The organism is Providencia lanzhouensis, from assembly GCF_050469745.1.
In the GTDB taxonomy this organism is placed as follows: Bacteria; Pseudomonadota; Gammaproteobacteria; order Enterobacterales; family Enterobacteriaceae; genus Providencia; species Providencia lanzhouensis.
On the sequence record NZ_CP174123.1, the window covers coordinates 3,966,643 to 3,990,097 of the forward strand.

Below are 23,455 nucleotides of genomic sequence, written 5' to 3' on the forward strand. Positions count from 1 at the left end.
ATGCTATGAAGATCATTATTCTAGGTGCAGGGCAAGTCGGTGGGACACTCGCTGAAAACTTAGTGGATGAAAATAACGATATTACCGTTGTTGATACCAATGCCGATCGCTTGCGCCAGCTACAAGATCAGTTTGATCTGCGCGTAGTTAATGGGCATGGATCTCATCCCCGAGTTCTTAGAGATGCTGGAGCTGAAGATGCGGATATGTTAGTTGCGGTGACTAACTCGGATGAAACCAATATGGTTGCTTGCCAAATTGCTTATAGCCTATTTAATACACCGAATAAAATCGCGCGTATTCGTGCAACCGAATATATCCGCGAAGCGGACAAGCTTTTTTTGGCAGAGCAAATCCCTATTGATTATCTGATATCACCAGAACAGCTGGTTATTGAATATATCTATAAACTTATCCAATATCCGGGGGCTTTACAGGTCGTTAATTTCGCTGAAGGTAAAGTGAGTATTGTGGCGGTAAAAGCCTACTATGGGGGCTCTCTGGTAGGCAATGCATTATCTAGCTTACGTGAGCACATGCCACATATTGATACTCGAGTTGTCGCCATATTCCGTCAAGATAGACCGATTCGTCCTCAAGGTTCAACTATTATTGAAGCAGGTGATGAAGTTTTCTTCGTTGCCTCCACTCAACATATAAGAGCAGTAATGAGTGAGCTTCAGCGATTAGAAAAACCATACAAGCGTTTAATGATTGTGGGTGGTGGTAACGTAGGTGCTGGTTTAGCTAAGCGATTGGAAAAAGACTATAGCGTTAAACTGATTGAACGTAATCAGGAAAGAGCAACTGAACTCGCTGAGTTGCTCCATGATACGATTGTTTTTTATGGTGATGCCTCAGATCAAGAGTTACTGACTGAAGAACACATTGAACAAATGGATGTGTTTATTGCACTTACCAATGATGATGAAGCAAATATCATGTCCGCTATGCTTGCAAAAAAAATGGGGGCCAAAAAAGCCATGGTATTAATTCAACGGTCTGCCTATGTTGAATTAGTTCAAGGTGGTGTTATTGATATTGCAGTATCTCCACAGCAAGCTACTATTTCAGCTTTACTTGGTCACGTCAGAAAAGCGGATATTGTCAGTGTCTCATCGTTACGCCGAGGAGTCGCAGAGGCCATTGAAGCGATTGCCCACGGTGATGAGAACACATCAAAAGTGGTTGGTAAAAAAATATCAGAAATTAAACTCCCTCCAGGCACAATTATTGGAGCCATCGTAAGAGAGGAAGAAGTCATCATTGCTAGCGATTACCATATTATTGAGCAAGGTGACCATGTCATTATGTTTATTACCGATAAAAAATATGTGCCGGATGTGGAAAAGCTGTTCCAACCAAGTCCGTTCTTTTTATAATTATCTAAAATAAATAGTAAAGGTTTGCAGGTTAATAATTCTAGATACTATAATTTTGATACGTGGTTCCACACGTTTAGTCATTTAGTTAATAAATAAAGGGAAGGGGTCGTACATGAGTTTTTTAAAAGAGTTCCGCGAATTTGCCATGAAGGGCAACGTTGTGGATATGGCAGTCGGTATTATTATTGGTGCCGCATTTGGTAAAATTGTTTCTTCGCTAGTCGCCGATGTGATCATGCCCCCACTTGGACTAATCATTGGCGGTGTAGATTTTAAACAATTCAGCCTTGTACTTCGAGAAGCGGAAGGAAGTGTACCTGCCGTCGTAATGAATTATGGGATGTTTATCCAAACTGTTTTTGATTTTGTTATTGTCGCATTTGCTATTTTTATGGCGATCAAAGTAATGAACAAAGTTCGTCGTGAAAAAGAAGAAGCTGCACCAGCAGAGCCTGCTGCACCATCTACAGAAGAAGTTTTACTGTCTGAAATTCGTGACTTACTGAAAGAACAGAATAAAAAATAACTAAAAGGTCAGTGGTAATAAGTTTATTAACCGATTACCACTGGCCTCCCAGTTATCTGCCTTATTGGTTTTTCCTTTTCTTGTATAGCTTCCTTTGCCTTTCTTATTTTTCTCAACTCTCTGACGAAATAGAGGGTCATGCAACAGTGCCTCAATGGCATTATCTTTAATCTCACCACGCTTATGCTGATACTTATTCATAATCTACCTTCATAATCAGTTTTAAATTAATAAATTTTTGATGCGCCTTTTTCCAAAATCTCCATGATAGAGCAGTATGTTGATGCATGCTCATCACCACAGCATGCTGAACTCAAGGTTTTCAATGAGTCTCTCATGATGATCAGCTCTTGGATCTTCTTTTCCACTTCAATCAGTCTAATATCAACAATATTTTTTGATTCCTGACAAGTGTGATGTTCGGGGTCAACACGAATTGATAATAACTCAGTAATCGCTTCAAGTGTAAATCCTAGCTGCTTAGCATAACGGATAAAACGTAGGCGCTGTAAATCTTGCTCCGTAAACAACCGGTAGCCACCTTCCGTTCTCGTTTTGTGCCCCATCAACCCCTGTTTTTCATAAAAACGGATCGTATCTGGTGTAACATCTGCCAACTTAGCTATTTGACCTATCTTATACATGCTCATTTGCTTATGCCTATAAGTATGGATAGAAAATAAAAATTCAAGGATGGAAAAGAATTAATTTGGAGGGTTAGAATAGCAGGTACAAAAAAACCGGGCAATACACCCGGTTTTCTTGAAAGCAATTACAGATTACTCTGCAGCTGCTTCTTGAGACTCAACAGCACGGTCAACAAGCTCGATGTAAGCCATCGGAGCGTTGTCACCTGCGCGGAAGCCACACTTAAGAATACGAGTGTAACCACCTGCGCGAGCTGCGAAACGAGGTCCCAGTTCATTAAATAGTTTTGCAACGATCTCGTTATCACGAGTACGTGCGAATGCCAGACGACGATTAGCTACGCTGTCGGTCTTGGCAAGAGTAATCAGCGGCTCAACGACGCGACGCAGTTCTTTCGCTTTAGGCAGAGTCGTCTTGATGATTTCATGACGAACTAAAGAACCTGCCATGTTACGGAACATAGCTTGGCGGTGGCTGCTGTTGCGGTTCAATTGACGACCACTCTTACGATGGCGCATGACCTTATCCTTCTCAGTAAAACCTTAACCTGTGATCCTAATCATCAGCAATACTTGCTGGTGGCCAATTTTCTAAGCGCATGCCCAGAGAAAGACCACGAGATGCCAAGACGTCCTTAATTTCAGTAAGAGATTTCTTACCGAGGTTCGGAGTTTTGAGCAACTCAACTTCTGTACGCTGTACCAGATCACCGATGTAGTGGATAGCTTCTGCTTTGAGGCAGTTAGCAGAGCGGACAGTCAATTCCAGATCGTCAACTGGGCGCAGTAAGATAGGATCGAATTCTGGTTTCTCTTCTTTAACTTCTGGCTGACGTACATCACGTAGGTCAACAAAAGCTTCAAGTTGTTCAGCCAGGATGGTAGCTGCACGGCGAATCGCCTCTTCAGGATCGATTGTACCATTAGTTTCCATTTCGATTACTAACTTATCCAAGTCAGTACGCTGCTCAACACGAGCTGCTTCAACATTGTAGGCAATACGCTCTACAGGGCTATAGCAAGCATCGACTAACAGACGACCGATTGGGCGCTCATCTTCTTCCGAATGAACTCGGGCAGAAGCCGGCACATAACCACGACCACGCTGAACTTTAATACGCATATTTACAGATGCGCTTTCGTCAGTGAGGTGGCAGATCACATGCTGTGGCTTGACGATTTCGACATCACCATCATGGATGATGTCGGCTGCAGTCACAGGGCCAATGCCAGATTTATTCAAGGTTAAAATAACTTCATCTTTCCCCTGAACTTTTACCGCCAGCCCTTTCAGGTTGAGGAGAATCTCCAGGATATCTTCCTGTACACCTTCTTTGGTGCTGTACTCATGCAGTACACCATCAATCTCAACCTCTGTCACCGCACAACCCGGCATAGACGAAAGCAGAATACGGCGCAGTGCGTTACCTAGAGTGTGGCCAAAGCCGCGCTCTAAAGGCTCAAGGGTCACCTTAGCGTGCGTCGAACTCACTTGCTCGATATCTACCAGGCGCGGTTTTAGAAACTCTGTCACAGAACCCTGCATTGTGTCCTCTCTTTGGTGCTAAGCTTTACTTGGAGTAAAGCTCGACGATCAGGTGTTCGTTAATGTCCGCAGACAAGTCAGTACGTTCAGGAATACGCTTGAACACACCTTCCATTTTAGCAGCATCAACTTCCAGCCAAGTTGGCTTCTCACGCTGTTCAGCCAGCTCTAAAGCAGCCTTGATACGAGACTGTTTTTTAGCTTTCTCACGAACGCTGATAACGTCATTCGGGGAAACCTGATAAGAAGCGATATTAACTACACGACCATTTACCATGATAGCTTTGTGGCTAACCATTTGACGTGCTTCTGCGCGAGTTGCGCCAAAGCCCATACGATAAACGACGTTATCTAAACGACCTTCCAGCAGGGTCAGCAGGTTTTCACCTGTGTTGCCTTTCAGGCGAGTTGCTTCTTTATAATAGTTACGGAATTGACGTTCCAGAACACCGTAAATACGACGAACTTTTTGTTTTTCACGTAACTGAACACCATAGTCAGACAGACGCGGTTTACGCGCACCGTGCTGGCCAGGTGCCTGTTCTAATTTACACTTGGTGTCAATCGCGCGAACACCAGACTTCAGGAAGAGGTCTGTTCCTTCGCGACGGCTCAGCTTGAGCTTAGGACCCAAATATCTAGCCATTTTCTTTCTCCAACAGTCCTAAAAAAAACGAAACGTATTAAACGCGACGTTTTTTCGGTGGGCGACAACCGTTATGAGGGATAGGAGTCACATCAGTAATATTAGTGATGCGGAAACCAGCGGCGTTCAGAGCACGAATTGTTGATTCGCGACCCGGACCCGGTCCCTTAACCATAACTTCCAGGTTTTTGATTCCGTATTCTTTCACAGCTTCTGCGCAACGCTCTGCCGCAACTTGAGCTGCGAACGGAGTGGATTTGCGAGAACCACGGAAACCGGAACCACCGGCAGTTGCCCAACCTAATGCGTTACCCTGACGGTCAGTAATGGTAACGATTGTGTTGTTGAAAGAAGCATGGATATGAGCCACACCGTCTGAGACTTGTTTTCTTACACGCTTACGTGCACGAACTGGTGCCTTTGCCATTATTCAATACCCCGACTTATTTCTTGATCGGCTTACGCGGACCCTTGCGGGTACGAGCGTTAGTCTTAGTACGCTGTCCGCGCACAGGAAGACCACGACGATGACGTAAACCACGGTAACATCCAAGGTCCATCAGACGCTTGATGCTCAGGGTAATTTCACGGCGTAAGTCACCTTCTACAACGTATTTAGCAACTTCGTCACGCAGCTTGTCGATTTGTTCTTCAGACAGCTCACTGATCTTAACATTTTCAGCAATACCAGTTGCTTCACAGATAGCCTGTGAACGAGTTTTGCCGATGCCGAAAATCGATGTTAAAGCGATTACGGTATGTTTATGATCAGGAATGTTAATGCCTGCTATACGGGCCACTATGCACTCCTAAGTTAAAATATACATTACTGTGCTGAAAAGCCCGTTTTCAGGATACTCAAACAATAATGTATCTTAGATAAAAAAGATTGGCTGGCTAATTTAGCCAGCTCAACCCAACTTTGCAAGAAAAAAATGCTTTTTCTTAGCCTTGACGTTGTTTATGTCTTGGCTCAACACTGCAAATCACACGAACGCTACCATTGCGACGGATAATTTTGCAGTTACGGCATAATTTCTTGACGGAAGCACGAACTTTCATTTTTACTCTCCGTAACTTCTAAGCAAACCATAATCACTCGCGTGATTATTTACCTTTTAGATTTGCTTTCTTCAATGCAGACTCATACTGACTTGACATCATCAGAGTTTGCACTTGAGCCATAAAGTCCATGATAACGACAACCACGATTAAGAGGGAAGTACCACCAAAGTAAAAAGGTACTTTCATTGCGTCACGCATGAACTCCGGGATTAGGCAGATAAAGGTAATATAAAGAGCACCGATTAATGTTAATCGTGTCATTACCTTATCGATGTACTTGGCCGTTTGCTCTCCCGGACGAATTCCTGGTACAAATGCACCGGACTTCTTCAGGTTATCTGCTGTTTCTCTTGGGTTGAAAACCAACGCAGTATAGAAGAAACAGAAGAAGATGATCGCAGAGGCATAAAGCAACACATATAACGGTTGTCCAGGCTGTAAGTACATAGATACTGTAGTCAGCCAGTCCCAGCCAGTTCCATCACCAAACCAAGACGCTATTGTACCCGGGAATAGTATGATACTGGAAGCAAAAATTGCAGGAATTACACCCGCCATATTCACTTTTAACGGTAAATGTGTACTTTGTGCAGCGTAGACACGGCGTCCTTGTTGGCGTTTAGCGTAGTTTACGACGATACGACGTTGACCACGTTCCATAAACACTACAAAGAAAGTTACCGCGAATACTAATACCGCAACCAACAGCAACAGGAGGAAGTGCAGATCGCCTTGCCGAGCTTGCTCGATGGTATGGCCAATAGCCGGCGGGAGACCCGCAACGATACCAGCGAAGATAATAATTGAAATACCGTTACCGATACCTCTTTCAGTTATCTGCTCACCTAACCACATAAGGAACATAGTTCCTGTGACTAAGCTAACAACTGCCGTGAAGTAGAATGGGAGGCCTGGATCAAGAACTAATCCCTGCATCCCTGGCATATTCGGTAGACCCATTGCAATACCAATAGATTGGAATATTGCTAATACCAGAGTACCCCAGCGAGTATATTGGCTTATCTTCCGACGACCTGCTTCTCCTTCCTTCTTGATCTCTGCTAATCGTGGGTTAACCACAGATAATAACTGGACAATGATCGATGCCGAAATATACGGCATGATACCCAGAGCAAAGATAGAAGCACGGCTAAGAGCACCACCAGAGAACATGTTAAACATTTCAATGATGGTGCCTTGTTGCTGTTCGAGCAATTTGGCAAGCACAGTGGCATCAATACCAGGGATTGGAATAAAAGAACCAATTCGGAAAACAATTAGCGCCCCAATAACAAACAAAAGTCTGCGTTTTAGTTCGCCAGCTCCACCTTTGGCACTTTGGAAATCTAATCCTGGTTGTTTAGCCATCTGTCACTTATTCCTCAATTTTACCGCCGGCAGCTTCGATTGCAGCGCGAGCACCTTTAGTAACACGAAGGCCACGTACAGTAACTGCACGATTCACTTCGCCAGACAGAATAACTTTTGCGTATTCAATCTGGATGTCAATAACGTTCGCGGCTTTCAGTGCGTTCAGATCAATAACATCGCCTTCAACAGAAGCAAAATCAGACAGACGGATTTCCGCAGTGATCATTGCTTTACGTGAAGTGAAACCGAATTTCGGTAAACGACGGTATAAAGGCATCTGGCCACCTTCGAAACCACGACGTACGCCACCGCCAGAACGAGACTTCTGACCTTTGTGACCACGACCGCCGGTTTTACCCAGACCAGAACCGATACCACGACCTACGCGTTTAGGCGCGTGCTTGGCACCTTCAGCCGGAGACAGAGTATTTAAACGCATCTCTTACTCCTCAACTTTAACCATGTAGGAAACCAAGTTGATCATACCACGAACAGCAGGAGTATCCTCGCGCTCTACTGTATGACCAATGCGACGCAGACCTAAACCGACCAGTGTTGCCTTGTGTTTCGGCAGACGACCGATTGAACTGCGAACTTGTGTAATTTTAATAGTCTTAGCCATGGCTGATTACCCCAGAATTTCTTCGACGGATTTTCCACGCTTAGCTGCGACCATTTCTGGAGACTTCATGCTGTCTAAAGCATCCAGTGTTGCACGAACCACGTTGATTGGGTTAGTGGAACCATAGGTTTTAGCCAGTACGTTGCGAACTCCAGCTACCTCTAAAACAGCACGCATTGCACCACCGGCAATAATACCGGTACCTTCGTGAGCAGGTTGCATAAACACGCGAGAACCGGTGTGTGTACCTTTCACTGGGTGGAATAATGTGCCGTTGTTTAGAGCAACGGTTTTCATACTGCGACGGGCTTTTTCCATCGCTTTCTGGATTGCTGCCGGAACTTCGCGCGCTTTGCCGTAACCAAAACCAACGCGACCGTTACCATCACCAACTACAGTCAGTGCGGTAAAGCTGAAAATACGGCCACCTTTAACGGTTTTAGCTACGCGGTTTACCGCGATCAGCTTTTCCTGCAGTTCGCCAGCTTGTTTTTCGATGTGAGACATCTTACACCTCTACCTTAGAACTGAAGGCCAGCTTCACGGGCAGCATCTGCCAGTGCCTGGACTCTACCATGATATTGGAAACCAGAACGGTCAAAAGCAACAACAGTGATGCCTTTTTCCAGTGCACGCTCAGCAATTAATTTACCAACTGCTGCTGCTGCATCTTTGTTTCCAGTGAATTTCACTTGCTCATTGATAGCTTTTTCTGTAGTAGAAGCGGCAACCAATGTTTCAGAACCGTTAGGTGCAATAACCTGCGCATAAATATGGCGTGGAGTACGATGTACCACCAGGCGAGTCGCACCCAACTCTTGGATCTTGCGGCGTGCGCGGGTCGCACGACGGATACGAGCTGCTTTCTTATCCATAGTGTTACCTTACTTCTTCTTAGCCTCTTTAGTACGCACGATTTCATCGGCGTAACGAACACCTTTGCCTTTATAAGGCTCAGGACGACGGTAAGCACGCAGTTCTGCTGCAACTTGACCAATCACTTGCTTATCCGCACCTTTCAGTACGATTTCAGTTTGTGTTGGACATTCAGCAGTAATGCCTGCTGGCAGTGCGTGTTCAACCGGATGCGAGAAACCTAAAGACAAGCTTACTGCGTTGCCTTTGATTGCTGCACGGTAACCAACACCGACCAGTTGAAGTTTTTTGGTGAAGCCTTCGGTAACACCGATAACCATTGCATTCAGCAGTGAGCGAGAAGTACCCGCTTGTGCCCATGCATCAGCAAAACCTTCGCGCGGAGCGAAAGTTAAGTGGCCATCTTCATGTTTAACTTCAACTGCATTATGGATAGTACGAGTAAGCTCGCCGTTTTTACCCTTGATCGAAATAACCTGACCGTTGAGTTTTACCTCTACGCCGGCAGGAATGACGACGGGTGCTTTTGCCACACGAGACATTCTTTCCTCCCGAATTAAGCTACGTAGCAGAGAATCTCGCCACCAAGACCAGCTTGGCGAGCTGCACGATCAGTCATGACACCTTTAGAGGTAGAAACAACAGCGATACCTAAGCCAGCCATAACTTGTGGCAGCTCATCTTTTTTCTTATAGATGCGCAGACTTGGGCGGCTTACACGCTGGATGCTTTCTACGACAGCCTTACCTTGGAAATAACGTAAAGTCAGTTCCAATTCTGGCTTGATGTCGCCTTCAATTTTAAAATCTTCAATATAACCTTCTTCCTTCAGCACTTTGGCAATCGCCACTTTCAGCTTGGAGGAAGGCATGGTGACCGCAACTTTATTCGCGGCCTGACCGTTACGGATACGGGTCAGCATATCCGCGATGGGATCTTGCATGCTCATCTGTCTTTACTCCCGTGATTCAATATGGTGACAATTACCAACTAGCCTTTTTAAGGCCCGGGATTTCACCGCGCATAGCGGCTTCACGGACTTTAATACGGCTCAGACCAAATTTCCGCAGGAAACCATGCGGACGCCCAGTTTGACGGCAGCGGTTACGCTGACGAGAAGGACTTGAATCACGTGGCAGTGTTTGCAGCTTGAGAACAGCGTCCCAGCGATCTTCATCAGATGCTTTAACATCAGAGATGATAGCTTTCAGTTCTACGCGTTTTGCGAAGAATTTCTCAGCTAATTTAGCACGCTTAACATCACGCGCTTTCATAGATTTCTTAGCCATGAGTAACCTGCCTTACTTGCGGAACGGGAAGTTGAACGCTGCTAACAGTGCGCGACCTTCATCATCAGATTTCGCAGTAGTGGTGATAGTAATATCTAAACCACGTACACGATCCACTTTATCGTAATCGATTTCAGGGAAGATGATTTGTTCACGTACACCCATGCTGTAGTTACCGCGACCATCGAAAGACTTAGCGGACAAGCCACGGAAGTCACGAATACGTGGTACAGCAATAGAAATCAGACGCTCAAGGAACTCCCACATGCGTTCGCCACGCAGAGTTACTTTACAGCCGATTGGATAGCCCTGACGGATTTTGAAGCCTGCAACAGATTTGCGTGCTTTGGTGATCAATGGTTTTTGACCAGAGATTGCTGTTAAGTCAGCTGCTGCGTTATCCAGCAGTTTTTTATCAGCGATCGCTTCACCAACACCCATATTCAGGGTGATCTTCTCGACCCGAGGGACTTGCATGACAGAAGTGTAGTTAAACTCAGTCATGAGTTTATTAACTACTTCGTCTTTATAGTAATCATGCAGTTTCGCCATCGTATACTCCAAAAATTACTTGATAGTTTCACTGTTAGATTTGAAGAAACGGACTTTTTTGCCGTCTTCGAATCTAAAGCCTACACGGTCAGCCTTGCCAGTTGCCGCGTTAAAGATTGCAACGTTAGAAACTTGAATAGCCGCTTCTTTTTCAACGATGCCACCTGGTTGGTTCAGAGCCGGAACTGGCTTCTGATGTTTTTTAACCAGATTGATACCTTCAACGATAACTTTACTAGAAGAAATAACCTGCTTTACTTTACCGCGCTTACCTTTGTCTTTCCCAGTTAGCACGATAACTTCGTCATCACGACGGATTTTCGCTGCCATAGTTCGCTCCTTAGAGTACTTCAGGTGCCAGAGAGATAATTTTCATAAACTTCTCATTACGAAGTTCACGAGTTACCGGCCCAAAAATACGCGTACCGATTACTTGCTCACTGTTATTGTTTAATAACACACAAGCATTACCATCGAAGCGAATGACAGAACCGTCAGGGCGACGTACACCCTTCTTGGTGCGCACCACTACCGCTTTCAGGACATCACCCTTTTTAACTTTACCGCGTGGAATTGCTTCCTTAACAGTAATTTTAATGATGTCGCCTACATGTGCATAGCGACGGTGCGAGCCACCTAGAACCTTGATACACATTACGCGACGTGCACCGGAGTTGTCGGCCACGTTCAGCATAGTCTGTTCTTGGATCATTTTAGTGCTCCGCTAAATGTCAACTACTACTGAGCCACCTCATTATGAAGAGGCCGTTCAAATATACCCATACTACGAGGGCGCGGCATTATAACACCACATCTTCGTGTTGGACAGGAAAAAATAAACGGCTCGATCAAAAAGAGCCGTTTATTCATCACGAAAAATCTATTCTATTACAGAACAGCTTTTTCTACAACGCGAACTAAGGCCCAAGACTTAGTCTTAGACAGTGGACGAGTTTCGCGGATTTCTACCACGTCACCAATTCCACATTCATTGTTCTCGTCATGTACGTGCAATTTAGTCGTACGACGGATGAATTTACCATACAGAGGGTGTTTCACCATACGCTCGATAGCAACAACAATAGATTTCTCCATTTTGTCACTAACTACACGACCTTGCAGAGTACGGATTTTATCGTTCATTACGCACCTGCCTTCTCAGTCAGTAAAGTCTTCACGCGTGCGATATCACGACGCACTTGTTTCATTAGATGAGACTGTTGCAGCTGACCACTCGCAGCCTGCATACGTAAGTTAAATTGCTCACGTAACAGGTTTAAAAGTTCAGCGTTCAGCTCTTCTACGCTTTTTTCGCGCAGCTCTTGTGCTTTCATTACATCACCGTCTTAGTTACAAAGGTGGTTTTGATAGGCAGTTTCGCTGCTGCCAGAGAGAATGCTTCACGAGCCAGCTCTTCAGGCACACCGTCCATTTCATACAGGACTTTACCAGGCTGAATTAAGGCAACCCAATATTCTACGTTACCTTTACCTTTACCCATACGAACTTCGAGTGGCTTTTCAGTGATTGGCTTGTCTGGGAATACACGAATCCAGATTTTACCTTGACGCTTAACAGCACGGGTCATAGCACGACGTGCCGCTTCGATCTGACGTGCAGTCAGACGACCACGGCCAACAGCTTTAAGACCGAAAGTGCCGAAGCTAACATCCGTACCTTGCGCCAGACCACGGTTGCGGCCTTTGTGCACCTTACGGAATTTTGTACGCTTTGGTTGTAACATAGCGACGCTCCTTACTTGCGGCCTTTACGCTGCTGCTTTTTAGGTTGAGCAGCTGGTTTCTCAGCTTGTTCAACTGCAGCCATACCACCCAGAATCTCACCTTTGAAGATCCATACCTTAACGCCGAGAACACCATAAGTGGTGTGCGCTTCTGAAGTGTTGTAATCGATGTCAGCACGTAATGTGTGCAGTGGCACACGGCCTTCACGATACCACTCGGTACGAGCGATTTCAGCACCGCCTAAACGGCCACTGACTTCAACTTTGATACCTTTAGCGCCCAGGCGCATTGCGTTCTGTACTGCACGCTTCATAGCACGACGGAACATAACACGACGTTCCAGCTGTGAAGAGATGCTGTCAGCAACTAATTTAGCGTCCAGTTCTGGTTTACGAACTTCGGCGATATTGATTTGCGCAGGAACACCAGCGATATCCGCTACTGTTTTACGCAGTTTTTCAACGTCTTCACCTTTCTTACCGATAACGATACCTGGGCGAGCAGTGTGAATAGTCACACGGATGCTTTTAGCAGGACGCTCGATTACGATGCGTGAAATTGACGCTTTTGCCAATTCTTTATTCAAGTACTGGCGTACTTTAAAGTCGCTGTCTAGGTTGTCAGCGAATTCATTAGTATTCGCATACCAAGTAGAGTTCCAAGGTTTGACAATACCCAGGCGAATACCATTAGGATGTACTTTCTGACCCATTGCTAGTCTCCAGAGTCTCAGCGATCGGACACAACCACAGTAATGTGGCTGGTGCGCTTAAGAATACGATCTGCACGGCCTTTCGCACGCGGCATGATGCGTTTCATAGTTGGACCTTCGTCTACGAAAATTTTCGCAACTTTCAGGTCATCAATGTCAGCGCCATCGTTTTGCTCTGCGTTAGCAATAGCAGATTCCAGTACTTTCTTCACTAAACCAGCAGCTTTCTTGTTGGTGTAGGTCAGAATTTCCAGAGCTTGCGACACTTTCTTACCGCGAATCAGGTCGGCTACTAAGCGAACCTTCTGGGCAGAAGAACGAGCGTGGCGATGCATAGCTAAAGTTTCCATCTCTTCCTCCTATCCTTAACGTTTCTTAGCTTTCTTATCTGCCGCGTGGCCGCGATAAGTGCGAGTCGGTGCGAATTCACCCAGTTTGTGACCAACCATTTCGTCGGTTACGAATACTGGAACATGCTGACGACCATTATGGACAGCGATGGTCAATCCGATCATATTAGGAAAGATCGTTGAACGACGGGACCAAGTCTTGAGAGGCTTCTTGTCTCCGCTTTCCACCGCTTTCTCTACCTTCTTCAGCAAGTGCAGGTCAATAAAAGGACCTTTCTTGAGAGAACGTGGCATGGCTTATCCTCTAATTATTTTTTAGAACGATGACGTACGATGAATTGATCAGTACGCTTGTTACTACGAGTTTTCTTACCTTTGGTCTGAACGCCCCATGGTGTTACTGGGTGTTTACCAAAGTTACGGCCTTCACCACCACCATGTGGATGGTCAACTGGGTTCATCGCAGTACCGCGAACGGTAGGACGAATACCACGCCAGCGGCTAGCACCAGCTTTACCGAGAACTCGTAACATATGCTCAGCGTTACCAACTTCACCTAAGGTTGCACGGCAATCAGCTAAAACTTTACGCATTTCACCAGAACGCAGACGCAGGGTGACATAAGCACCATCACGAGCAACGATTTGAGCGTAAGTACCTGCTGAACGCGCTAACTGACCACCTTTACCTGGTTTCAGTTCGATGTTATGAACTGTAGAACCAACAGGGATGTTGCGCATTGGCAGTGCGTTACCAGCTTTGATAGCTGAATCAACGCCAGATTGAATCTGGTCACCAGCTTTCAGGCCTTTTGGTGCAAGAATATAACGACGTTCACCGTCTTTATATAGTACCAGTGCAATGTTCGCAGAACGGTTTGGATCATATTCCAAACGTTCAACAACTGCAGGGATACCGTCTTTGTTGCGTTTGAAGTCAACTAAACGATAATGCTGCTTATGGCCACCACCAATATGACGGGTAGTGATACGGCCATTGTTGTTACGACCACCGGATTTACTGTTTTTTTCTAACAGCGGAGCATAAGGCTTACCCTTATGCAGCTCAGGGTTAACCACTTTAACAACGTGGCGACGGCCCGGAGACGTAGGTTTACATTTAACAACTGCCATTGTTCTTTACTCCTCCGACTTACTCTGCGCCGCTAACGAAGTCCAGATTCTGGCCTTCTTTCAGCGTAACGTAAGCTTTTTTCCAGTCACTACGACGACCAGAACGCTGACCGTGGCGTTTAGTTTTGCCTTTAACCAGCAAAGTGTTAACACCTTCAACTTCAACTTCAAACAGTTTCTGTACAGCAGCTTTGATTTCTGCTTTAGTTGCGTCTTTTGCAACTTTGAGAACGATGGTATTGCTTTTTTCCATCGCTGTAGAAGCTTTTTCAGATACGTGCGGCGCGCGCAGTACTTGTAGCAGACGTTCTTCACGGATCATGCCAGCATCTCCTCAACTTGCTTCACAGCATCAGCAGTCATAACCACTTTGTCGAAAGCAATCAGGCTAACTGGGTCGATACCTGCTGCATCACGAACGTCAACCTTGTACAGGTTACGTGCTGCTAAGAACAGATTTTCATCTAATTCAGCAGTGATGATCAGAACATCTTGCAGAGCCATATCTTTCAGTTTCTGTGCCAGCAGCTTAGTTTTAGGCGCTTCTACAGAGAACTGCTCGACAACGATCAGACGATCTTGACGTACCAATTCAGACAGGATGCTTTTCAGAGCACCGCGGTACATCTTCTTATTAACTTTTTGACTGTGGTCCTGTGGTTTAGCTGCGAAGCTAACACCACCAGAGCGCCAGATTGGGCTCTTGATTGAACCAGAACGTGCACGGCCTGTGCCTTTTTGACGCCATGGTTTTTTACCAGAACCAGAAACTTCAGCACGAGTTTTCTGAGCACGAGTACCTTGACGAGCACCAGCTGCATACGCAACAACTACTTGGTGAACAAGCGCTTCATTGAAATCACGCCCGAAGGTAGTTTCGGAAACAGTCAGCGCGCTTTGCGCGTCTTTCATTACCAATTCCATTCCTATCTCCTCGACGTTAAGCCTTGACAGCCGGTTTTACGATCAGGTTGCTGCCAGTTGCTCCTGGAACAGCACCTTTGACCAGCAGCAGGTTGCGCTCAGCGTCAACACGTACTACATCTAAGCTTTGAACAGTTACACGTTCATTACCCAGTTGGCCTGCCATTTTCTTGCCTTTAAACACTTTGCCCGGAGTCTGGTTCTGACCGATAGAACCCGGAACACGGTGAGACAAGGAGTTACCGTGAGTAGCATCTTGAGTACGGAAATTCCAGCGCTTAACTGTGCCGGCAAAACCTTTACCTTTAGATGTACCAGTAACGTCGACTTTTTTAACGTCAGCGAAAATTTCAACGCTAATGCTTTGACCTACGTTAAATTCAGTACCCTCTTCAGTACGGAATTCACGCAGAATGCGGCCAGCTTCAACGCCAGCTTTAGCGAAATGACCTGCTTCAGGCTTAGTTACACGGTTAGCTTTTTTGCTACCAGTAGTAACCTGAATTGCATTGTAACCGTCAGTTTCTGCAGTTTTAACCTGAGTAACGCGGTTATTTTCAATTTCGATAACAGTTACAGGGATAGATACGCCATCTTCAGTGAAGATACGAGTCATTCCCACTTTCTTACCGACTAAACCAATCATTGTTTCAACCTCTCAATCGTTCGACGACCTGATTAACCCAGGCTGATCTGCACGTCAACGCCGGCAGCCAGATCCAGACGCATCAGAGCATCAACGGTCTTCTCGGTTGGCTCAACGATGTCAACCAGACGTTTGTGAGTGCGAATTTCGTACTGATCACGCGCGTCTTTGTTAACGTGCGGAGAGATCAGAACGGTAAAACGCTCTTTACGTGTCGGCAGCGGGATAGGACCACGTACTTGCGCACCAGTGCGCTTAGCAGTCTCTACGATTTCCGCAGTTGATTGATCGATTAAACGATGATCAAAAGCTTTCAGGCGGATACGGATTCTTTGGTTCTGCATGAGACCAGAGCTCCAACTATTTTATAAACGTAAATGATTACTCCTCGCACCCATTTCGATTGATAGGGGAGTGTAATCGTTCTTGATGTAACCCCCATATCGGGAGTATTGTCTAAATGAGCAACAAATCGTTGACTCAATACTGAGATTTCAGTCCTAAAATTTAGGGCTTACTCATCAGTAAGCCCGCGCATTATACGTAATTTATCGCGAAACGCAAGCAATCGGGGAAAATATGTGCGAATATTCTAATGTGCAAATTTAGCAGATATAAAAAAGGCCCATTACTGGGCCTAATTATGTTTTCGCCAATCATACAAAACTATTCTTCGATAACTTGTGCTTGAAGATAGTTTTGAATACCTAAACGTTTGATCAATTCCAGCTGAGTTTCAATCCAATCTATATGATTTTCTTCATCTGCAAGAATTTCTATCATTAAATCTCGGCTAACATAATCATGGATTGAATCCGCATAGCTAATAGCTTCTTTTAAATTTTTGGCGCCATCGAGTTCTAATTTCAAATCTGAAGCAAGCATCTCTTCGACATCTTCACCAATGTTCAGCTTACCTAGATCTTGTAGATTCGGAATACCTTCGAGAAATAAAATGCGCTCAATGTACTTATCCGCGTGTTTCATTTCATCAATCGACTCGTGATATTCCATTTCATTGAGTTTAGTTAGCCCCCAATTTTTAAACATCCGGGCATGTAGAAAATATTGATTAATTGCAACAAGTTCATTGCCCAGTAATTTATTTAAGTGGGCTATCATTTTTTTATCGCCTTTCATATTACCTCCATCGCTTCCAGTCCTATAAGTGTAGTACTGAAATTGATGATAAGAATAATATTTACACAGTTATCTGCGTGACGAATTTTAACTGAACAATAAAGGGGTATGTGAAAGGGTTATGCGACGTGTTCAATACACTGTTCTTCTAGATGCTGAAGTTCTTCCTGCAGAATCTCGCGCGTTTGTCGGATACATTTTCCGCATTCGCGCCCTACTGGCAAAATCTGACGTAGCCCTTTCAAAGAGGTGACATGATATTTACGCGCCACGTTCCTGATTTGTTTATCAGTGATTGCTTCACAAAGGCATACATACATGATCATTTACCTGCACAAATTACATACATAAAGTTTAAATGAAAATGATTGGCATTTCAATTATCATTAATTGCAATATTTGAAAATAAAACAAATTAATGAGCTATATAAAAACAAAAAGGACGTCCTAAGACGTCCCTTTTTCTGTGGTTCTTTCTTATTCAGAAAGAGCGGTATTATGCAATGATCTTTGCAACAACACCCGCACCTACAGTACGACCACCTTCACGGATTGCGAAACGTAAACCATCATCCATCGCGATTGGGTGAATCAGAGTCACGATCATGTTGATGTTGTCGCCTGGCATTACCATCTCTACGCCTTCTGGCAGTTCGATAGTACCGGTTACGTCAGTTGTACGGAAGTAGAACTGTGGACGGTAGCCTTTGAAGAATGGAGTATGACGACCACCTTCATCTTTGCTCAGAATATAAACTTCTGATTCGAATTGAGTGTGTGGCTTGATTGAACCTGGTTTAGCCAGTACTTGACCACGTTGAATTTCTTCACGCTTAGTACCACGCAGCAGAACACCAACGTTCTCACCCGCACGACCTTCGTCCAGCAGTTTACGGAACATTTCAACGCCAGTACAAGTCGTCTTAGCCGTTGCTTGGATACCAACGATTTCAACTTCTTCACCAACTTTGATGATACCACGCTCAACACGGCCTGTTACTACTGTACCACGACCAGAGATTGAGAATACGTCTTCGATTGGCAGCAGGAATGGCTTGTCAATTGCACGCTCTGGTTCTGGGATGTAAGAATCCAGGTAGCCTGCTAATTCAACAATTTTCGCTTCCCACTCTGGGTTGCCTTCCAGCGCTTTCAGTGCTGAACCGCGAACAACTGGAGTGTCGTCGCCTGGGAAATCGTATTGAGACAGAAGTTCACGAACTTCCATTTCAACTAATTCTAACAGTTCTTCGTCGTCTACCATGTCACATTTGTTCAGGAAAACGATGATGTAAGGAACACCTACTTGGCGACCTAACAGGATGTGCTCACGAGTTTGTGGCATTGGGCCATCAGTCGCAGCAACAACCAGAATTGCACCGTCCATCTGCGCAGCACCAGTGATCATGTTTTTAACATAGTCGGCGTGACCTGGGCAGTCTACGTGTGCGTAGTGGCGAGTTGGAGTATCGTATTCTACGTGAGAAGTAGAAATGGTGATACCACGCGCTTTTTCTTCTGGTGCGTTATCGATTTGGTCGAATGCACGAGCGTTACCGCCGTAAGTTTTCGCCAGAACAGTAGTGATTGCTGCTGTCAGGGTAGTTTTACCATGGTCAACGTGGCCGATTGTACCAACGTTAACGTGCGGTTTTGAACGTTCAAATTTTTCTTTAGACATTAGATTGTCCCTCTAAGACACGGAATCGGTGGTTAAACCACATCAACCAAGCAAGGATTAAATTCGCTTGTATTCTTTCTTTACAGGAGACAAAACAGGAGATAATTGAGAACATCGGGGAAGTGGTGCTGATAGGCAGATTCGAACTGCCGACCTCACCCTTACCAAGGGTGTGCTCTACCAACTGAGCTATATCAGCACATCTTGGAGCGGGCAGCGGGAATCGAACCCGCATCATCAGCTTGGAAGGCTGAGGTAATAGCCATTATACGATGCCCGCAATGAACTCGGCTACCTGAGTTATCAGCTGTTAAACTGTTTTCCGCAAAGCTTATAGAAGCTTATTGGAGATGGTGGTGGGAGAAGGATTCGAACCTTCGAAGTCTGTGACGGCAGATTTACAGTCTGCTCCCTTTGGCCGCTTGGGTATCCCACCTATCCAAATTTTTAATGGTGCCGGCACCAAGAGTCGAACTCGGGACCTACTGATTACAAGTCAGTTGCTCTACCAACTGAGCTATGCCGGCATCAAGTGCTGCGCATTCTAGGAAGAGTGAGCGCAGGTTGCAACAAAAAAATTTAATTTTTTGTTCATTTGCTCATATTTTATTCGCTTTTTGCGATTTTGTTGATTTTTTATCTATTTTGAGATTAAAACATCAACAGCAGCCATCAACTATAATCGATTATAATCTTAGGAGTAAAGCACCGTTATCGAGTTTGGTTTCGTAAAATATAATTTTTTTATTCACTATCACAGTTTTTCCCCTATTTTTATCGTTTAGTTTTTCAGCAAAAATCCTGCTTTTTTTTGCATACGTCAAAAAAAATTCACATAAAACACAAAAAAACCTACGCCTACTTCTCTTCACTCGCTATGATGCTACCAAATTTTATGGATACAGATGCTTTTGCAGCCTGTCCAACCTGCACACAATAGGCAGATGTTGGCTTATGAAACAAAAAGAAAATTTTATGACGACACCATATTTAGAGTTCGATAGAGAGCATTGGGCCACTTTGCGTGATTCTGTACCTCTAACATTATCATCAAGTGAGCTTCTTGAACTTAAAGGTATTAATGAAGAGCTCTCCATGGATGATGTCATCGAAATTTATCTTCCTCTTTCGCGTCTGCTGAACTTTTATATAAGTTCCAATTTGCGCCGTCAGGCGGTGTTAGAGCAATTTTTAGGGACTAATGGTGCAAAGGTACCCTATATCATTGGTATCGCTGGTAGTGTTGCTGTAGGAAAAAGCACTACCGCTCGTTTGCTACAAGCGCTACTAACCCGTTGGCCAGAACATCGAAAAGTTGATTTGATTACTACCGATGGCTTTTTATATCCAAACCAAGTCTTGCGCGACAAAGATATAATGAAGAAAAAAGGTTTTCCGCAATCTTACGATATGCGGAAGTTGGTTAACTTTGTTTCTCAAATCAAGTCAGGAGCGCGCAATGTTGCAGCACCTGTTTATTCGCATTTAACATACGATATTGTTCCTGATCAGACACAAGTTATCGACCAACCTGATATTTTAATATTAGAAGGGTTAAACGTCCTGCAAAGTGATATGGACTACCCTCAAGATCCTCACCATGTCTTTGTTTCTGATTTTGTTGATTTTTCCATTTATGTTGATGCTGACCCTCAATTACTGAAGCAATGGTATATCGGACGCTTTTTGAAATTTAGACAAGGTGCGTTTTCTGATCCCGATTCATATTTCCATAATTACTCTAAGCTCAGTGAAGAAGAAGCTATCAATGTAGCGAGTTCAATTTGGGATGAGATTAATGGTTTAAATCTTGAAGAGAATATTTTGCCGACGAAAGAACGGGCAAGTTTAATTATGACTAAGGGTGAAAATCATTCTATTAGGAATGTACGCTTAAGAAAATAATTGATAAGGCCGGTATTATCCGGCCAATTTAATTAATTTTCATTCGATCTTAATGATATTTCACCGCCAATATAGGGGATAATGTCTCCATTTTCTTTTTGTAATAACAGAGCGCCCTGCTCATTTATTCCCTTTTCAACACCTACAACAATATCATTACCAATCAATAATTTAACCTTGCGTCCTAAAAAATTATCTAATTCAAACCATCGAGACAAAAATGGTTCCAATCCTTGTTTCTCAAATATACATAATGATTCTTTTAATGAATTAATAATATTTCCAGCTAACTCATTTCTCTCAATATTTTCAATTTCATCAATTAATGCAGACCAAGCTTGATTTATTGTTTCTTCTTTTTTAATGATATTTTTACTCATACCAATATTGATACCAACACCAATAATAATATGCGCTGCATCACCAGTTTTACCGGTTAGTTCAACCAGAATTCCAGCAAGCTTCTTATCATTCATGTAGAGGTCATTAGGCCATTTAACTTTGACTTTATTTCCACATAATTTATTTAAGGTTTCAGCAATCACAATACCAACAACTAAGCTCAAACCAATCGCAGCAGCAGGACCTTGCTCTAACTTCCAATATGTTGAAAGGTAAAGGTTGCATCCGAATGGTGAAATCCATTGGCGCCCACGACGACCTCTTCCTGCACTTTGGTATTCAGCTAAGCAAGTATCCCCAGATTGCAGATGAGGGATTCGATCCAACATATATTGGTTAGTTGAATCGATAACCGGTTCAACTATGACATTAGAGTCAGTAACATATTGTTCAATTCGTTCTTTACTCAATAGGTTAATTTGCGAAGGAAGCTGATATCCTTTGCTAGTCACTGTTTGAATATCAAGACCCCATGAGCGCAATGTTTTGATATGTTTGTTAATTGCTGCTCTCGTCATTCCTAAGCGCTCACCCAGTTGTTCCCCTGAATGAATTTGTCCATCCGCCAAAATATCGATAACCTGTAATGGAATACTCATCTCTTTCATTGTATACAGTCCACCGCATTGACTTCGCCATTTCGCCCTATAAAACGAACTTCAGGCTCCAAAAATATATCGAAATGCTGTGCAACTGTATGGCTGACATGCTTAGCGAGCTCCACAATATCTTTTCCTGTCGCATTCTCTTTATTGATCAATACCAAAGCTTGCTGTGTATGAACTGCAGCACCACCTAGTTCATAACCTTTTAAGCCGCATTGGTCAATCAACCAACCTGCCGCTAATTTCACATTTCCATCTGCCTGAGCATATTGGGGGCAATTAGGATAGTTAGCTTTGATTGTCTCCGCGAGTTCAGCAGAGACGACGGGATTTTTAAAGAAACTACCAGCATTACCTGTTACAGCGGGATCCGGTAATTTACTTCTGCGAGTCGCACATACCGTATCAAACACATCAGAAGGCGTTACAGTATTAGGATCGAGCTTAGCTAAATCACCATATGTTAGCTTTGGTGACCATTCCTTAGCAAAAATCAATCCAACGCTGATAATCGCATGTGAATTCTGATATTCATGTTTAAAGATGCTGTCTCGATATCCAAAACCGCATTCTTCAGCAAGGATTCGAGTGATTCGACCTGTATTTAAGCAGAGGATATCCACATATTCACAAATATCTTTTAGCTCTAAACCATAAGCTCCAATATTTTGTATCGGTGCAGAACCTACGCATCCAGGGATCAGCGCTAAGTTCTCTGCGCCATATATTCCTTTATGAAGCAATGTTTCAAGTAGTTGATGCCAGTTTTCCCCCGCGGATGCGTGTACATGCCAAGCATCTGCAGACTCAGTAATTTCGATACCTTTAATTCTGTTTACAATGACCACACCTTCAAAGTCTTCAGTAAATAACACATTGCTTCCCCCGCCTAATAGCAGTACTGGAAGATTGCCATTTTTTGCTGTTGTCCACTGTTGGTACAGCGCATCAGCGCTTTGTACAATATTCACCTTAATAGCTTTGGCATCAATACCGAAGCTATTAAGTGATTTGAGTTCGGCGGTCAGGTTCATTACTACCTTCATTTCAAATAGTGATCTAAGATTTTATAAGTCTATCAGCCAGACCTAGCAGTGAATAGCATGTAGGCGGAAATAATATGATAAGTAAAAAATTGAGAAGAGTTTTGGAAAGTACAGATCGTTAGATAGCAAGAAGCCACCCATTGGGTGGCTTCTTATATTTAAAACCTAGCAGTTCCCTACTCTCACATGGGGAGACCCCACACTACCATCGGCGCTACGGCGTTTCACTACTGAGTTCGGCATGGGGTCAGGTGGGACCACCGCGCTATTGCCGCTAGGTAAATTCTTTTAAACTATTTTAGTATTCATGGTGCTGATACCCAGATTCGAACTGGGGACCTCACCCTTACCAAGGGTGTGCTCTACCAACTGAGCCATATCAGCAATATGGTACGGTCAGTCAGCACTGACACAACCTTAAAAATTGATGTCTGGCAGTTCCCTACTCTCACATGGGGAGACCCCACACTACCATCGGCGCTACGGCGTTTCACTACTGAGTTCGGCATGGGGTCAGGTGGGACCACCGCGCTATTGCCGCCAGACAAATTCTGTTTATTCCCGTCTAAGTTTTCTCTTAAACCAGAATATCAATCCTGAACAAGCTGTGTGTCTACCTTTCGGCTTCTCACTTTCTTTGA

General features: G+C 44.2%; 38 protein-coding genes, 5 tRNA genes and 2 rRNA genes. 3 read left to right on the forward strand and 42 right to left on the reverse strand.

Annotation, left to right across the window (positions count from 1 at the left end; translation table 11 throughout):
- The first annotated feature begins 5 nt into the window (after nt 1-5).
- Both trkA and mscL read left to right on the forward strand, forming a co-directional pair.
- Nucleotides 6-1,382 (forward strand): Trk system potassium transporter TrkA, encoded by a 1,377-nt coding sequence (gene trkA / locus ACIH2S_RS18540; protein WP_036955884.1) that lies wholly within the window; start codon nt 6-8, stop codon nt 1,380-1,382.
- A 115-nt stretch (nt 1,383-1,497) separates the two neighbouring features.
- A complete protein-coding gene (mscL, locus tag ACIH2S_RS18545; protein ID WP_036955890.1) occupies nt 1,498-1,911 on the forward strand; it encodes a large-conductance mechanosensitive channel protein MscL in 414 nt (137 codons plus the stop codon).
- Here the strand turns inward: mscL and ACIH2S_RS18550 are convergent, their stop codons facing one another.
- The 37 genes from ACIH2S_RS18550 to ACIH2S_RS18730 all read right to left on the reverse strand — a co-directional run bounded on the left by ACIH2S_RS18550 (nt 1,912) and on the right by ACIH2S_RS18730 (nt 19,383).
- Nucleotides 1,912-2,112, reverse strand: a complete 201-nt coding sequence (locus ACIH2S_RS18550; protein WP_036955893.1) for an alternative ribosome-rescue factor A — start codon at nt 2,110-2,112, stop codon at nt 1,912-1,914. It lies immediately after the preceding gene.
- A gap of 26 nt (nt 2,113-2,138) precedes the next feature.
- Nucleotides 2,139-2,555 carry a Zn(2+)-responsive transcriptional regulator gene (gene zntR / locus ACIH2S_RS18555; RefSeq protein WP_036955922.1) on the reverse strand — a complete coding sequence of 139 codons (417 nt, stop codon included), beginning with the start codon at nt 2,553-2,555 and terminating at the stop codon, nt 2,139-2,141.
- 135 nt (nt 2,556-2,690) lie between these two features.
- Nucleotides 2,691-3,077, reverse strand: a complete 387-nt coding sequence (gene rplQ, locus ACIH2S_RS18560) for a 50S ribosomal protein L17 (RefSeq protein ID WP_036955900.1) — start codon at nt 3,075-3,077, stop codon at nt 2,691-2,693.
- A gap of 37 nt (nt 3,078-3,114) precedes the next feature.
- Nucleotides 3,115-4,104 (reverse strand): DNA-directed RNA polymerase subunit alpha, encoded by a 990-nt coding sequence (locus ACIH2S_RS18565; protein WP_036955903.1) that lies wholly within the window; start codon nt 4,102-4,104, stop codon nt 3,115-3,117.
- Between the two features lie 25 nt (nt 4,105-4,129).
- The gene (gene rpsD, locus ACIH2S_RS18570) at nt 4,130-4,750 is read right to left on the reverse strand and encodes a 30S ribosomal protein S4 (RefSeq protein ID WP_004265487.1); all 621 of its coding nucleotides are present in this window, start codon (nt 4,748-4,750) and stop codon (nt 4,130-4,132) included.
- A 37-nt stretch (nt 4,751-4,787) separates the two neighbouring features.
- On the reverse strand, nt 4,788-5,177 hold the full coding sequence (rpsK, locus tag ACIH2S_RS18575; RefSeq protein ID WP_004388621.1) for a 30S ribosomal protein S11: 390 nt from the start codon (nt 5,175-5,177) through the stop codon (nt 4,788-4,790).
- Nucleotides 5,178-5,193: 16 nt separating this feature from the next.
- Nucleotides 5,194-5,550 carry a 30S ribosomal protein S13 gene (gene rpsM / locus ACIH2S_RS18580; RefSeq protein ID WP_004907144.1) on the reverse strand — a complete coding sequence of 119 codons (357 nt, stop codon included), beginning with the start codon at nt 5,548-5,550 and terminating at the stop codon, nt 5,194-5,196.
- A 145-nt stretch (nt 5,551-5,695) separates the two neighbouring features.
- Nucleotides 5,696-5,812: a 50S ribosomal protein L36 gene (gene rpmJ / locus ACIH2S_RS18585; RefSeq protein ID WP_004265484.1), complete on the reverse strand. Its 117-nt coding sequence runs from the start codon at nt 5,810-5,812 to the stop codon at nt 5,696-5,698.
- A gap of 45 nt (nt 5,813-5,857) precedes the next feature.
- The gene (gene secY, locus ACIH2S_RS18590; protein ID WP_036955906.1) at nt 5,858-7,183 is read right to left on the reverse strand and encodes a preprotein translocase subunit SecY; all 1,326 of its coding nucleotides are present in this window, start codon (nt 7,181-7,183) and stop codon (nt 5,858-5,860) included.
- A gap of 7 nt (nt 7,184-7,190) precedes the next feature.
- Nucleotides 7,191-7,625, reverse strand: a complete 435-nt coding sequence (gene rplO, locus ACIH2S_RS18595) for a 50S ribosomal protein L15 (protein WP_006657024.1) — start codon at nt 7,623-7,625, stop codon at nt 7,191-7,193.
- Between the two features lie 3 nt (nt 7,626-7,628).
- Entirely contained in the window at nt 7,629-7,808 is a 180-nt protein-coding gene (gene rpmD / locus ACIH2S_RS18600) for a 50S ribosomal protein L30 (RefSeq protein WP_006657023.1), read from the reverse strand.
- Nucleotides 7,809-7,814: 6 nt separating this feature from the next.
- The gene (gene rpsE / locus ACIH2S_RS18605; RefSeq protein WP_006657022.1) at nt 7,815-8,315 is read right to left on the reverse strand and encodes a 30S ribosomal protein S5; all 501 of its coding nucleotides are present in this window, start codon (nt 8,313-8,315) and stop codon (nt 7,815-7,817) included.
- A 14-nt stretch (nt 8,316-8,329) separates the two neighbouring features.
- Nucleotides 8,330-8,683, reverse strand: a complete 354-nt coding sequence (gene rplR, locus ACIH2S_RS18610; protein ID WP_006816326.1) for a 50S ribosomal protein L18 — start codon at nt 8,681-8,683, stop codon at nt 8,330-8,332.
- 9 nt (nt 8,684-8,692) lie between these two features.
- Nucleotides 8,693-9,226 (reverse strand): 50S ribosomal protein L6, encoded by a 534-nt coding sequence (rplF, locus tag ACIH2S_RS18615; protein ID WP_006657020.1) that lies wholly within the window; start codon nt 9,224-9,226, stop codon nt 8,693-8,695.
- A 14-nt stretch (nt 9,227-9,240) separates the two neighbouring features.
- The gene (gene rpsH / locus ACIH2S_RS18620; RefSeq protein WP_004907134.1) at nt 9,241-9,633 is read right to left on the reverse strand and encodes a 30S ribosomal protein S8; all 393 of its coding nucleotides are present in this window, start codon (nt 9,631-9,633) and stop codon (nt 9,241-9,243) included.
- 34 nt (nt 9,634-9,667) lie between these two features.
- Nucleotides 9,668-9,973, reverse strand: a complete 306-nt coding sequence (gene rpsN / locus ACIH2S_RS18625) for a 30S ribosomal protein S14 (RefSeq protein WP_004265458.1) — start codon at nt 9,971-9,973, stop codon at nt 9,668-9,670.
- A gap of 12 nt (nt 9,974-9,985) precedes the next feature.
- On the reverse strand, nt 9,986-10,525 hold the full coding sequence (gene rplE, locus ACIH2S_RS18630) for a 50S ribosomal protein L5 (RefSeq protein ID WP_006657019.1): 540 nt from the start codon (nt 10,523-10,525) through the stop codon (nt 9,986-9,988).
- Between the two features lie 15 nt (nt 10,526-10,540).
- Nucleotides 10,541-10,855, reverse strand: a complete 315-nt coding sequence (gene rplX, locus ACIH2S_RS18635; protein WP_004265452.1) for a 50S ribosomal protein L24 — start codon at nt 10,853-10,855, stop codon at nt 10,541-10,543.
- Nucleotides 10,856-10,865: 10 nt separating this feature from the next.
- Nucleotides 10,866-11,237: a 50S ribosomal protein L14 gene (gene rplN / locus ACIH2S_RS18640; RefSeq protein ID WP_004265449.1), complete on the reverse strand. Its 372-nt coding sequence runs from the start codon at nt 11,235-11,237 to the stop codon at nt 10,866-10,868.
- Between the two features lie 176 nt (nt 11,238-11,413).
- On the reverse strand, nt 11,414-11,668 hold the full coding sequence (gene rpsQ / locus ACIH2S_RS18645) for a 30S ribosomal protein S17 (protein WP_006657018.1): 255 nt from the start codon (nt 11,666-11,668) through the stop codon (nt 11,414-11,416).
- On the reverse strand, nt 11,668-11,859 hold the full coding sequence (gene rpmC, locus ACIH2S_RS18650; RefSeq protein ID WP_006657017.1) for a 50S ribosomal protein L29: 192 nt from the start codon (nt 11,857-11,859) through the stop codon (nt 11,668-11,670). The genes rpsQ and rpmC overlap by 1 nt, the downstream gene beginning before the upstream one ends.
- Complete coding sequence (rplP, locus tag ACIH2S_RS18655; protein ID WP_004926449.1) at nt 11,859-12,269, reverse strand: 50S ribosomal protein L16; 411 nt, start codon at nt 12,267-12,269, stop codon at nt 11,859-11,861. Before rplP ends, rpmC begins: the two co-directional genes overlap by 1 nt.
- An 11-nt stretch (nt 12,270-12,280) precedes the next feature.
- A complete protein-coding gene (rpsC, locus tag ACIH2S_RS18660; protein WP_004907131.1) occupies nt 12,281-12,982 on the reverse strand; it encodes a 30S ribosomal protein S3 in 702 nt (233 codons plus the stop codon).
- 17 nt (nt 12,983-12,999) lie between these two features.
- Nucleotides 13,000-13,332 carry a 50S ribosomal protein L22 gene (gene rplV / locus ACIH2S_RS18665; protein WP_004265430.1) on the reverse strand — a complete coding sequence of 111 codons (333 nt, stop codon included), beginning with the start codon at nt 13,330-13,332 and terminating at the stop codon, nt 13,000-13,002.
- Nucleotides 13,333-13,347: 15 nt separating this feature from the next.
- Nucleotides 13,348-13,626, reverse strand: a complete 279-nt coding sequence (gene rpsS / locus ACIH2S_RS18670; protein ID WP_004265426.1) for a 30S ribosomal protein S19 — start codon at nt 13,624-13,626, stop codon at nt 13,348-13,350.
- 14 nt (nt 13,627-13,640) lie between these two features.
- Nucleotides 13,641-14,465, reverse strand: a complete 825-nt coding sequence (rplB, locus tag ACIH2S_RS18675) for a 50S ribosomal protein L2 (protein ID WP_006657016.1) — start codon at nt 14,463-14,465, stop codon at nt 13,641-13,643.
- Nucleotides 14,466-14,484: 19 nt separating this feature from the next.
- The gene (gene rplW, locus ACIH2S_RS18680) at nt 14,485-14,787 is read right to left on the reverse strand and encodes a 50S ribosomal protein L23 (RefSeq protein ID WP_006657015.1); all 303 of its coding nucleotides are present in this window, start codon (nt 14,785-14,787) and stop codon (nt 14,485-14,487) included.
- Nucleotides 14,784-15,389, reverse strand: coding sequence for a 50S ribosomal protein L4 (rplD, locus tag ACIH2S_RS18685; protein ID WP_036955909.1), 606 nt, complete (start codon nt 15,387-15,389; stop codon nt 14,784-14,786). The genes rplW and rplD overlap by 4 nt, the downstream gene beginning before the upstream one ends.
- 16 nt (nt 15,390-15,405) lie before the next feature.
- A complete protein-coding gene (gene rplC / locus ACIH2S_RS18690; protein ID WP_036955911.1) occupies nt 15,406-16,035 on the reverse strand; it encodes a 50S ribosomal protein L3 in 630 nt (209 codons plus the stop codon).
- A 32-nt stretch (nt 16,036-16,067) separates the two neighbouring features.
- Nucleotides 16,068-16,379 carry a 30S ribosomal protein S10 gene (gene rpsJ / locus ACIH2S_RS18695; RefSeq protein WP_001181005.1) on the reverse strand — a complete coding sequence of 104 codons (312 nt, stop codon included), beginning with the start codon at nt 16,377-16,379 and terminating at the stop codon, nt 16,068-16,070.
- Nucleotides 16,380-16,701: 322 nt separating this feature from the next.
- Complete coding sequence (gene bfr / locus ACIH2S_RS18700) at nt 16,702-17,175, reverse strand: bacterioferritin (RefSeq protein WP_036955915.1); 474 nt, start codon at nt 17,173-17,175, stop codon at nt 16,702-16,704.
- A 119-nt stretch (nt 17,176-17,294) separates the two neighbouring features.
- A complete protein-coding gene (gene bfd, locus ACIH2S_RS18705) occupies nt 17,295-17,495 on the reverse strand; it encodes a bacterioferritin-associated ferredoxin (protein WP_036955919.1) in 201 nt (66 codons plus the stop codon).
- Nucleotides 17,496-17,671: 176 nt separating this feature from the next.
- Nucleotides 17,672-18,856, reverse strand: coding sequence for an elongation factor Tu (gene tuf, locus ACIH2S_RS18710; protein WP_187128653.1), 1,185 nt, complete (start codon nt 18,854-18,856; stop codon nt 17,672-17,674).
- 123 nt (nt 18,857-18,979) lie between these two features.
- A tRNA-Thr gene (locus ACIH2S_RS18715) sits at nt 18,980-19,055 on the reverse strand.
- A gap of 6 nt (nt 19,056-19,061) precedes the next feature.
- Nucleotides 19,062-19,136, reverse strand: a tRNA-Gly gene (locus ACIH2S_RS18720).
- A 71-nt stretch (nt 19,137-19,207) separates the two neighbouring features.
- Nucleotides 19,208-19,292: transfer RNA gene (locus tag ACIH2S_RS18725), tRNA-Tyr, on the reverse strand.
- A 15-nt stretch (nt 19,293-19,307) separates the two neighbouring features.
- A tRNA-Thr gene (locus ACIH2S_RS18730) sits at nt 19,308-19,383 on the reverse strand.
- Nucleotides 19,384-19,810: 427 nt separating this feature from the next.
- Here ACIH2S_RS18730 and coaA point away from each other — a divergent pair.
- Complete coding sequence (gene coaA / locus ACIH2S_RS18735; protein WP_036950939.1) at nt 19,811-20,761, forward strand: type I pantothenate kinase; 951 nt, start codon at nt 19,811-19,813, stop codon at nt 20,759-20,761.
- A 32-nt stretch (nt 20,762-20,793) separates the two neighbouring features.
- On the opposite strand, the gene birA is transcribed toward coaA, so the two are convergent.
- The 5 genes from birA to rrf (ACIH2S_RS18760) form a co-directional block, all read right to left on the reverse strand.
- The gene (birA, locus tag ACIH2S_RS18740; RefSeq protein WP_036950942.1) at nt 20,794-21,771 is read right to left on the reverse strand and encodes a bifunctional biotin--[acetyl-CoA-carboxylase] ligase/biotin operon repressor BirA; all 978 of its coding nucleotides are present in this window, start codon (nt 21,769-21,771) and stop codon (nt 20,794-20,796) included.
- Nucleotides 21,768-22,802, reverse strand: coding sequence for a UDP-N-acetylmuramate dehydrogenase (gene murB, locus ACIH2S_RS18745; protein ID WP_430247843.1), 1,035 nt, complete (start codon nt 22,800-22,802; stop codon nt 21,768-21,770). Before murB ends, birA begins: the two co-directional genes overlap by 4 nt.
- Nucleotides 22,803-22,977: 175 nt before the next feature.
- Nucleotides 22,978-23,093 (reverse strand): 5S ribosomal RNA (rrf, locus tag ACIH2S_RS18750).
- A gap of 29 nt (nt 23,094-23,122) precedes the next feature.
- A tRNA-Thr gene (locus ACIH2S_RS18755) sits at nt 23,123-23,198 on the reverse strand.
- A gap of 45 nt (nt 23,199-23,243) precedes the next feature.
- Nucleotides 23,244-23,359 (reverse strand): 5S ribosomal RNA (rrf, locus tag ACIH2S_RS18760).
- Nucleotides 23,360-23,455 lie beyond the last annotated feature (96 nt).

Excerpts from the sequence above, each read along its gene's own strand:
- trkA (WP_036955884.1), top strand. The coding sequence starts at position 6 with ATGAAGATCATTATTCTAGGTGCAGGGCAAGTCGGTGGGACACTCGCT.
- mscL (WP_036955890.1), top strand. The coding sequence starts at position 1,498 with ATGAGTTTTTTAAAAGAGTTCCGCGAATTTGCCATGAAGGGCAACGTT.
- ACIH2S_RS18550 (WP_036955893.1), bottom strand. The coding sequence starts at position 2,112 with ATGAATAAGTATCAGCATAAGCGTGGTGAGATTAAAGATAATGCCATT.
- zntR (WP_036955922.1), bottom strand. The coding sequence starts at position 2,555 with ATGTATAAGATAGGTCAAATAGCTAAGTTGGCAGATGTTACACCAGAT.
- rplQ (WP_036955900.1), bottom strand. The coding sequence starts at position 3,077 with ATGCGCCATCGTAAGAGTGGTCGTCAATTGAACCGCAACAGCAGCCAC.
- ACIH2S_RS18565 (WP_036955903.1), bottom strand. The coding sequence starts at position 4,104 with ATGCAGGGTTCTGTGACAGAGTTTCTAAAACCGCGCCTGGTAGATATC.
- rpsD (WP_004265487.1), bottom strand. The coding sequence starts at position 4,750 with ATGGCTAGATATTTGGGTCCTAAGCTCAAGCTGAGCCGTCGCGAAGGA.
- rpsK (WP_004388621.1), bottom strand. The coding sequence starts at position 5,177 with ATGGCAAAGGCACCAGTTCGTGCACGTAAGCGTGTAAGAAAACAAGTC.
- rpmJ (WP_004265484.1), bottom strand. The coding sequence starts at position 5,812 with ATGAAAGTTCGTGCTTCCGTCAAGAAATTATGCCGTAACTGCAAAATT.
- secY (WP_036955906.1), bottom strand. The coding sequence starts at position 7,183 with ATGGCTAAACAACCAGGATTAGATTTCCAAAGTGCCAAAGGTGGAGCT.
- rplO (WP_006657024.1), bottom strand. The coding sequence starts at position 7,625 with ATGCGTTTAAATACTCTGTCTCCGGCTGAAGGTGCCAAGCACGCGCCT.
- rpmD (WP_006657023.1), bottom strand. The coding sequence starts at position 7,808 with ATGGCTAAGACTATTAAAATTACACAAGTTCGCAGTTCAATCGGTCGT.
- rpsE (WP_006657022.1), bottom strand. The coding sequence starts at position 8,315 with ATGTCTCACATCGAAAAACAAGCTGGCGAACTGCAGGAAAAGCTGATC.
- rplR (WP_006816326.1), bottom strand. The coding sequence starts at position 8,683 with ATGGATAAGAAAGCAGCTCGTATCCGTCGTGCGACCCGCGCACGCCGC.
- rplF (WP_006657020.1), bottom strand. The coding sequence starts at position 9,226 with ATGTCTCGTGTGGCAAAAGCACCCGTCGTCATTCCTGCCGGCGTAGAG.
- rpsH (WP_004907134.1), bottom strand. The coding sequence starts at position 9,633 with ATGAGCATGCAAGATCCCATCGCGGATATGCTGACCCGTATCCGTAAC.
- rpsN (WP_004265458.1), bottom strand. The coding sequence starts at position 9,973 with ATGGCTAAGAAATCTATGAAAGCGCGTGATGTTAAGCGTGCTAAATTA.
- rplE (WP_006657019.1), bottom strand. The coding sequence starts at position 10,525 with ATGGCGAAACTGCATGATTACTATAAAGACGAAGTAGTTAATAAACTC.
- rplX (WP_004265452.1), bottom strand. The coding sequence starts at position 10,855 with ATGGCAGCGAAAATCCGTCGTGATGACGAAGTTATCGTGCTAACTGGG.
- rplN (WP_004265449.1), bottom strand. The coding sequence starts at position 11,237 with ATGATCCAAGAACAGACTATGCTGAACGTGGCCGACAACTCCGGTGCA.
- rpsQ (WP_006657018.1), bottom strand. The coding sequence starts at position 11,668 with ATGAACGATAAAATCCGTACTCTGCAAGGTCGTGTAGTTAGTGACAAA.
- rpmC (WP_006657017.1), bottom strand. The coding sequence starts at position 11,859 with ATGAAAGCACAAGAGCTGCGCGAAAAAAGCGTAGAAGAGCTGAACGCT.
- rplP (WP_004926449.1), bottom strand. The coding sequence starts at position 12,269 with ATGTTACAACCAAAGCGTACAAAATTCCGTAAGGTGCACAAAGGCCGC.
- rpsC (WP_004907131.1), bottom strand. The coding sequence starts at position 12,982 with ATGGGTCAGAAAGTACATCCTAATGGTATTCGCCTGGGTATTGTCAAA.
- rplV (WP_004265430.1), bottom strand. The coding sequence starts at position 13,332 with ATGGAAACTTTAGCTATGCATCGCCACGCTCGTTCTTCTGCCCAGAAG.
- rpsS (WP_004265426.1), bottom strand. The coding sequence starts at position 13,626 with ATGCCACGTTCTCTCAAGAAAGGTCCTTTTATTGACCTGCACTTGCTG.
- rplB (WP_006657016.1), bottom strand. The coding sequence starts at position 14,465 with ATGGCAGTTGTTAAATGTAAACCTACGTCTCCGGGCCGTCGCCACGTT.
- rplW (WP_006657015.1), bottom strand. The coding sequence starts at position 14,787 with ATGATCCGTGAAGAACGTCTGCTACAAGTACTGCGCGCGCCGCACGTA.
- rplD (WP_036955909.1), bottom strand. The coding sequence starts at position 15,389 with ATGGAATTGGTAATGAAAGACGCGCAAAGCGCGCTGACTGTTTCCGAA.
- rplC (WP_036955911.1), bottom strand. The coding sequence starts at position 16,035 with ATGATTGGTTTAGTCGGTAAGAAAGTGGGAATGACTCGTATCTTCACT.
- rpsJ (WP_001181005.1), bottom strand. The coding sequence starts at position 16,379 with ATGCAGAACCAAAGAATCCGTATCCGCCTGAAAGCTTTTGATCATCGT.
- bfr (WP_036955915.1), bottom strand. The coding sequence starts at position 17,175 with ATGAAAGGCGATAAAAAAATGATAGCCCACTTAAATAAATTACTGGGC.
- bfd (WP_036955919.1), bottom strand. The coding sequence starts at position 17,495 with ATGTATGTATGCCTTTGTGAAGCAATCACTGATAAACAAATCAGGAAC.
- tuf (WP_187128653.1), bottom strand. The coding sequence starts at position 18,856 with ATGTCTAAAGAAAAATTTGAACGTTCAAAACCGCACGTTAACGTTGGT.
- coaA (WP_036950939.1), top strand. The coding sequence starts at position 19,811 with ATGAAACAAAAAGAAAATTTTATGACGACACCATATTTAGAGTTCGAT.
- birA (WP_036950942.1), bottom strand. The coding sequence starts at position 21,771 with ATGAAAGAGATGAGTATTCCATTACAGGTTATCGATATTTTGGCGGAT.
- murB (WP_430247843.1), bottom strand. The coding sequence starts at position 22,802 with ATGAACCTGACCGCCGAACTCAAATCACTTAATAGCTTCGGTATTGAT.